The sequence below is a fragment of the Pseudomonas sp. Gutcm_11s genome (genome assembly GCF_028649395.1).
Lineage (GTDB): Bacteria > Pseudomonadota > Gammaproteobacteria > Pseudomonadales > Pseudomonadaceae > Aquipseudomonas.
On the sequence record NZ_JAQSUW010000017.1, the window covers coordinates 656,691 to 664,386 of the forward strand.

4 protein-coding genes are annotated in these 7,696 nt (G+C 60.2%); all 4 read right to left on the reverse strand.

Annotated features, from left to right (window positions below):
• Positions 1–76: 76 nt before the first annotated feature.
• The 4 genes from PTT45_RS21525 to PTT45_RS21540 are packed head-to-tail and all read right to left on the reverse strand — an operon-like array spanning position 77 to position 7,610.
• Complete coding sequence (locus PTT45_RS21525; protein WP_273816031.1) at positions 77–1,195, reverse strand: hypothetical protein; 1,119 nt, start codon at positions 1,193–1,195, stop codon at positions 77–79.
• Positions 1,188–4,661: a toxin VasX gene (locus tag PTT45_RS21530; RefSeq protein ID WP_273816032.1), complete on the reverse strand. Its 3,474-nt coding sequence runs from the start codon at positions 4,659–4,661 to the stop codon at positions 1,188–1,190. Before PTT45_RS21530 ends, PTT45_RS21525 begins: the two co-directional genes overlap by 8 nt.
• Positions 4,658–5,554 carry a DUF4123 domain-containing protein gene (locus PTT45_RS21535; RefSeq protein WP_273816033.1) on the reverse strand — a complete coding sequence of 299 codons (897 nt, stop codon included), beginning with the start codon at positions 5,552–5,554 and terminating at the stop codon, positions 4,658–4,660. Before PTT45_RS21535 ends, PTT45_RS21530 begins: the two co-directional genes overlap by 4 nt.
• Entirely contained in the window at positions 5,544–7,610 is a 2,067-nt protein-coding gene (locus tag PTT45_RS21540) for a type VI secretion system Vgr family protein (RefSeq protein WP_273816034.1), read from the reverse strand. Before PTT45_RS21540 ends, PTT45_RS21535 begins: the two co-directional genes overlap by 11 nt.
• Positions 7,611–7,696: the final 86 nt, after the last annotated feature.

The following is a 7,696-nucleotide window of genomic DNA, read 5'->3' on the forward strand; positions in this document are numbered from 1 at the left end:
AGTAGAACACCTCGGTGCCGGCTTCACGCTCGAAGTCCCCTGCGTGGGGTAGGCGTTCATGCGGGCTACCAGACATTCAGCTAGTTGCCTCGCCGTTTGCCGGATGACTCTTGTCCTTGCCGCGGCGCTTGCGACTCGGTGAGATGTTGCTGGGCATATTCTCCGCCGGCTCGCTGAAAGAGGCCTTGAAGTACTGCATAAAATTCAGTCCGCGAGCGTAGGCAGCCTGGACTTCGGCGCTTTGTTTCAACAGTTCTGCGCTGGGTTTGGCCCATTGCTCGGCAGGCAGGGGTTGAGACCATTCGCGAACGGCTTTGGGAAAGCCGGCCTTGGGCAGGTGACTGAACCACTCGGCCACATGGCAGGGGATGGTCCATCCGGTGAAGAACTGCAATAGCCACCAGCTGCGATAGCGGATAAAGCCGAGCTCTTCGCGGTAGATATCGCAGGCCGCCCGGAAGTAGGCGAGGCTGCCTTCCTCATGCTCAGCTGGCGGTGGTGGTGGCAGGGCGTCGGGGCCTTGTTCCATAAAGATGCGCAATGCCTCCCACTCGCTGACGGCAAACATCAGGCTGGGTGATGGCACGGTGAGCCAGTACATCTGCCCTTCCAGCGTGTCGCGAAAGCCAAGACGTAGGGCGAAATGGGTGTTGAGCGCATATTGGGTGATGGTCTGTTCCACCGAGGCGCAGGCGATTAGCTCTTCCCAGGGGATAAAAGCTGGTTTGCCCTTGGCAGGCACATAACAGACCTCGCGGCGCTGGCGATTGAAACGTATGGGGGGATGCCGGGTTTCCTGGTAGACGGCATAGGCGAAGATGCCTCCAAAAGCTGTGGCGAAGAACAGCATGAAGAGCCACATGTACCAGTTCATAAAAAAGAACTTCAGAACAAAGTTCCAGATTGATGAGCCACGATCAACATAGTCAACCCATCCCAGAAAAATGGCACATGTAAAGAAAAAGACTAAGCCTGCGATAAGGGTCCCCATGGTGACCCGTACGCCGAACTCGATACGCCCAGTGCCTTGGGCAAAATCCAGGTAGGTGGAGTTGATTTCACGGTGCATCTGTTGAGCACTGATTGCCGCCTGACCGGTCGGCACCGGGCGGGGCGCCAGATAGAGGATTTCCAGGCCCGTTTGACGCTCGATATCGCCTGCTTGAGGCAGGCGTTCGTATTGGCTGTCAGGCATGCAGGTGCTCCGGCATGATCGTGATGAATGTCGTCGTCGAGCTAGGTGGTGGGCTGGTTTTGGCGGCGGTGATCGGCTTTTTCAGTTGGGTCATCACCAAGGGCAGGCTGTAATGCAGGTAGCCCTTGTCACCCAGCAGCGGCTTTTCAGCCATCTCTGGCTGGCAGACCAAACGTAGCGATAACATGCTTTGTGGGCCGAACCAGTCAATGGGTAGACGTAATTCCAGGGCCAGGGGCTCGCGACTGATCACGCGGAGCCTATCGCGTAGCTCTTGCCCCACATCCCGCACATGTTCAAACCCGCCGCGCAGTTCGGCGGTCCAGAACAAGGGGTGCTCCGCCAGGCTGGCGGCACGTAGGCCAGGCACATCTAGGCGATAGCTACGCCACAGTTCGCCGTCGCCGCGGTCTTGGGTCGGGCCAATTTCACTTATCAAAGGTTTCAAAGTTGCCTCGGCCAACGCCTGGTAGTGACTGGTCCAGTCCCAGGCCTTGTCTTCGAGGCCCCAGCAGCTTTGCAGCAGCCAGCGTTGGTGATCGTCCAGGTTGAAGTAGTTGTAGAGCGTTTCTCCGCCAATCTGGAGGCCGGTAAAAGCCAGTCCCCAGGGGCTGATACGGGTGGCGAACGTCATGAAGCGTACGCCGCGGGTTGCCCAGGCAGCGGACAGCGCGGCGCGCCTGGTCAGGGCCGGTGTTTCCCCCATCAGTGTTGTGGCTTCGCGACCCAGCAGGAAAATATCTATTCCTCCTTTGACTGTGGTCGCGGCCCCGACTGCGGTGCTGCCCATATCTCCGGCCAGGGCCATGGCCGCGCCGACTCTCTCGCCTGTGGTTCCCGTAAGCAGGGCATCGGTCCATTTGTTCCAGTTCTGCAAGGTCGTGCCCAGAGCGGCGAGCGTGGCAAAGAAGCTGATGGGGGTTCCCAAGGCCAGGCCCAACTTGCCGAGGCGGACTGAGAAAAGCGCTCCTGAGCGTGGCTGAGTGCTGGTATTCAGAGCCTTGAGCACGGTATCCACCATGGCGATATGGGCGCCTTGGTAGATGGACAGACCTGCGGAAACAGTGCCTGAGAGTGCCCCTGCCATAATAAAGAACTCTTTAGGAGTTCTTTGATCTGCTCCGAGGGTGCGCCATGTGCCCAGCGCTGCCATAGCATTCTGTATTTGCGCATAGAACAATACGCTGGGTAGCCAGGCACTCTTGAAGGCGGCCTTGTAGGTGCCGGCAGTACCGTAGCCCTTGAGCTGGCCGCTGCTCATGCGGCGTATCTCATTCTCCAGCGCGACCTGCTGGGCCGCATCCAGCCCACGAATACGTACTCCATTGTGACCTTGGGCCAGGGTGCTGGTTGGGCTTAGGTTGTGCTCCAGTTGCAGGCGGAGCTTGTCGCGTTGGGTGCGAATTTGAACCAGTTGCTGGTTGTAGGCCTGCTTTAGCTTTTTGGCCTGCTCGCGTTGCGCCGGGGGAAGGCTGCGCTTCTTGCTGTCGCGTTGGGCTTGATTGCGCTTTACGACTAGTTCGTCCTCGGTTCTGATCAGGTTGTTGAAGTCAGCCAGGGTGGTGGTGAAGCGCTGGATTTCATTAGGTTTGGCCGGATCCAACCAGGCTTCTTGTTGTCGCAGGGCAAGCAGTTGACCGAGGCGCTGGCCATTGTTGGCATGACTGTCGAACTCATCGAGCAGCTTATCCAGGTTGCCGGTCTGGAGTTGTGCCTGGGCCTTTTGCAGCCATTTGTCGGTCCGCATGGCAAGTGCCGGCACATAAGCCGCATTGATCACCAGACTGACCTGTTGAGCCTGAGGTGACAGGCTCAGGCTTTTGGCCCAATAGCTGCCCAGCAGGCCATCGATGTCTTCCTGTTTGGCAAGTGCCTTGGCCATCGCCTTTTTGACATTGCCGACCTTCTCCAGCCACTTGGCGATTTTGGGAATTTGCTTGGAGAGAAATGCTTCGGTAAGGCGAGTCTGGAAGGCAGGCAGCACATAGTAGGGATAGGTATGGAAGTACTCGCCGATGGCCGCGAGGCTTTCCTCGGTACGACACAGATCGCGGACGCAATTCTGTTCGGTGACCAGCGCGGCCATTAACTGATCGGGATGGTCTGGGTCGAAGTACCAGGCACTGCGGTGGAATTCGCCTTTGGTGAAGATGGTTATCCGGTCGTCGGTTATACGGTCCAGGCGGGAGGTCCAGCGCTTGAGATGAATCCTTTCATCTTCAAGGTATTTCTGCATTTCCTCGTGACGGACTAGGTCGTGGATACCGCGGGCGCCCCAGCCTTTCCCCTCTAGGGTCCCTTCGTGCTGGTCTTCGAGTATTTCGATGTCGTCCTCAAGGTCGTCGTACAGGTCTTCACCGAGCGCGTCGATCATGGCTTGTTTTTTGGCATCCATCTCCCGCTTGGCTGCAATGGTGCGAGGATCGGATACGACGTTGCGGGCGTAATAGCCGCCAACCTTCTCCGCCACCGGGGGACGACGCTTCTCCCACAGCCACTTATTGCGAGCTTGAATGTAGGCGTAGATTTTCTCGCGCTGGGCAGGGGTAGTTTTATTGAACAAGTCTTCACTGGTGCCGGCTTGGCGAGCGGTGGAGTTGTTCACTGTCATCAGCGTCTCGATATAGCTGCCAATGACGTATTTCAGCTCTTTGCGTTGCTGCCCGACCCAGCTTTCGATCCAGCCGACGACCTTGTCCTGCTCGTCGGCTAGGTCACGCATGACGCCGATGCTGTCCTTGAGCACCAGATAGAGGTGGTCGTGCTCGTACTTGGGCAGTAGGGCTTTCTTCACTTCGCCGAGCTGGGTCTTGCGGTAGAGCGGTTGGTGTTCCCAGCAATAGTCCTGGCTTTCCTCGGGGTGGGCACCCACCGGGGCCTTGGTAGAGGCAGGCTGTTCGGCCAGTTCCGCTATCCATTTGGCGGCCTGTTTCTCAGTCAGGAGGAGGGGGCCACCTTTTTCGCAATCGGCTTTTGTTAGATCGACCACTTGCATGAAAAGGTCGCGCTCTGCTCGGCTCTTGAGCATTTGTGAGCATTTGAAGGCGGTCCACTGCACTTCCGAAAAGCTGACATGCAGGGTACTTCCGCGCGGAAAGACCAAACGATCATCTGTCAGGTTGCCCTGACGCTTGTCCTGCGTGGCCTCCTTACCTTTCCAGAGAAACTTGGTGACAGAACCTTTCTCTACCCGGTACTCATGCAAATAGCCGGTGCTGTTATCAATCACATACAGCCAGCCATCTCGTATTAACCGGATGCCCAGTGGCCTCGATTTGAGTTTGTAAGGCACTGCTACTTCGCTGGCTGGGTCGAGGCGCTCTACCAAGCCATAGCGCAGTGGCAGCAGTTGCACTTTGTTCTTCATCAACGGACATGCGCCGCTTGTGGCCTTGGCGTCGCTGCTGCTCTTGGGCGCCAGGTTCGGATTCTTGCCGCTGCTGCGTGGTGGTTGCTGGGCGGTCATGTGGGATTCCTTTCCATGGACTCGGCTCGCTCCCAGGCCAGCTCGGCGGCCTGCTCGATACGCTGTTCGGGAGATGCTGCGGAGGGCGTATTCAGCAAGGCTGCGATGTCAGCGTGCCGCTCCAGGGCATGCTCGCCGAGAAAGCCAAAAATGTTGGCGTATAGGGTGATGGCTCGCTCGCTGTTGAAACCGCGCGCATAGGCATTCGAGGCAAGCCCGTGTAAATGCTGCCAGCGCTCCGGCCCCTGCAGCTGGGGCTGATAGCTGGGGAAGAACTCATGCATATGTGCATCGAGCTGGATGACGCAGCTGCGCAGGCTGACCTCTCCCAGCAGTTCCAGCTGATCCTCGGAGAGTTGATAGGGTTTCTCCCGGGCGATTCTGGGACCGGTCGCCGGGCGGGGATACTGGCGCCAGGCATGTTTCGTGCGATCTATCAGGGCAATAAGCTCGAATGGCCCGAACAGGGTGGCATCGCCTATCTGCATGGCATGTTCGAGCAAGGCTCCGGCTACCGCCGGGTCGGCCAGGCGAAGGAGTATTTCTTCGCCGAGAGGGTGCCTGACGCTGCTTAGCCAGCGTAAGTGCATCAGTTGATCTTCCCGGTCGGCTTTGCTGAACAACAGATAGCCCCATTCCTCATCGGCATGCTGCAGATGCTGAACGAGCGCCGGATCACCAGGGCCACTCAGGCGCACCAGGCAAGGAGAGACGTCGCTCAGGTCGGACCAGCGGGTACCTGCATACAGCGGTTCGAAGTCAGGCTCTGGGTTCCACTCATAGAGTCGGCGGGGTAGTTCTTCCACGCTGATGCCGTCGAGCAGAAGGCTCACCTGGGCATCCCATGGCAGTCCGGCCGGCAGCTCGGAATGCGGGCGGTCATTACTCGGCATCCGCAGCCTCCCGCTTGGCTGCTTCGCAGATGGCACATAGCGGTTTCTTCTGCATCAGCGCTTGGCGTTGCGCCTGGATCAATAGTTCGCCTGCTTTATCACTGTCAGCAGCTACCACCTTGCCCGGCAGGATGGGCGCCGCACCTGTTCCACCACCCGGCCCTCCACCCGAGTTGATCTTGATCTGCGGGCCGACCAGGGTGACGCCGCTGGCGTCCAGTTTGATGAAGCTGCCGGCGGCCTTGAAGGTGAGTTCAGCGCCGGCTTCGAGGATGACTTTGAGACCGCTGGAGAGGTGTATCTCGTTGCCCGCCTCGACAAACTGCCCCGTGCCCAGCTTCACATGCTGATTGGTGGCCACGGTGAGGTGGTCGTTGGCGCGGATCTCGGTCTTGCGATCCTTGTGGGTAGTGTGGTGTTCCTCGGCTTTCAGCTCGGTGTAGCTGTTGGCTTCGACGGTGTCGTGGCGCTCGTGGCCGATGCGGATCTTCTGGTCGTGTTCGACGTTCTCGTCCCAGTTCTTCTGGGCGTGGATGTAGATCTGCTCCTGGCCCTTGCGGTCCTCGATGCGCAGCTCGTTGTAGCCGCCACCGCCCGGGCTGCTCAAGGTCTTGAAGACGGTCCTGGTCTTGTTCGCCGGCAGGTCGTAGGGAACGACATGTTCCTTGTGGTACAGACAGCCGGTGACCAGGGGTTGGTCGGGATCGCCCTCCAGGAAGGTGACCAGCACCTCCATGCCGATGCGCGGAATGGCGATGCCGCCGTAGCGGTCACCGGCCCAGCTGGAGCTGACGCGCAGCCAGCAGCTGGTGGTGTCGTCGGCCTGACCTTCGCGGTCCCAGTGGAACTGCACCTTCACCCGGCCGTACTGGTCGCAGTGGATCTCTTCACCCTTGGGGCCGGTGACCACGGCGCTCTGGCTGCCGAGGATGCGCGGCTTGGGGTGGTCCAGCGGCGGCCGCCAGGGTGTGTCCCACGGCGTGGCGCTGAAACGGTTGCGGTAGCCCTGGTTGAAACCGTCGTCGGCTTGTCCTGCTTCCTTGCGGCCGCCGAGGAAACTGGTGATGGACTCTTCCAGCACCTGGGGCTGCTTGCCCTCGTGGTGGATCTCGTTGAGTAGCCACAGCTGGTTCCAGTCCGCGCGCGGATGGGCGGAGAGGTCGAGGAAATGGCCTGTGCGCAGCAGCGGCTGATCGCTCTCGCCTTCGGCCAGCTGCTGGTCGCTGCGATGGCGTTCCAGGGCGCGCTGGCTCAAGTGCTTGCCACGGCCGCGCTCGGTGAAGCGGCCGGGGTAGTCGTAGTCTTCCAGGTCCGGCTTGGCCTCGCCTTTGTGGGCCGCTTCCAGCAGCAGACGCGGCTTCTCGAAGTCGTAGTCGCGGCGGGTGACGCGGCTGGTGCGGGTGGCCAGGCGCAGGGCGAAGCGCTTGATCACCGGCTCGTCCGCCACCAGGCCGGAGTCCTGCTGGTAGGCGGTGGTAGCAAGCTTGGGAAAACCGGTCTGGTCGTCGCCAAACACCAGCACATGGCCATCGGGCGTGTGCTGGAAGTGGTAATGGATGCCTTCTTCCTCGCACAGGCGCTGGATGAAGTGCAGGTCGGATTCGTCGTACTGCACGCAGTAGTCGCGAGCCGGATACGTACCGCCCAGCTGGAAGCGCTGACCACTGCCTTCGAGGACGCCGTGGTCGCTCAGTACCTGGGCGACGATCTGCGGCACCGTGAGGTGCTGGAAGATGCGCTGATTAACCCGGTGGCCGAGCCAGGCCAGCTGCGGGCGCAGGGTCAGGTGATAGCGGGTCAGGCGTTGGCCGGAATCGCCCTGGGCGCAGGCATGGACCTGGGCGTGGATGCCGTTGCCCTGCGCATCCAGGGTGAGAAAGGCCGGCTGGCCGAGCAGCGTGTCCAACTCCAGGTCCGGACGCTGGCTGACCAGCGTGACCTCGAACACGAAGGGCTGGCTGAGTACCTCGTGGCCGGTGAACTCAAGCACCTGAAAATCGTGCTCGACGCCGGGCAGGCTCAGGCTGAAATGCGTCTGGTTGGCGGGGGCGAACATCCGTTGTTCCTTCTGCCGAAAGGGCATCGGCCAGGAGGCCTGGCCGATGGGCCAGCTCGCGTACCTGCGAGCCTGGGCATTGTCGG

What these genes read in the sequence shown, in the direction of transcription:
- PTT45_RS21525 (WP_273816031.1), bottom strand. Translation starts at nt 1,195, where the DNA reads ATGCCTGACAGCCAATACGAACGCCTGCCTCAAGCAGGCGATATCGAG.
- PTT45_RS21530 (WP_273816032.1), bottom strand. Translation starts at nt 4,661, where the DNA reads ATGACCGCCCAGCAACCACCACGCAGCAGCGGCAAGAATCCGAACCTG.
- PTT45_RS21540 (WP_273816034.1), bottom strand. Translation starts at nt 7,610, where the DNA reads ATGTTCGCCCCCGCCAACCAGACGCATTTCAGCCTGAGCCTGCCCGGC.
- PTT45_RS21535 (WP_273816033.1), bottom strand. Translation starts at nt 5,554, where the DNA reads ATGCCGAGTAATGACCGCCCGCATTCCGAGCTGCCGGCCGGACTGCCA.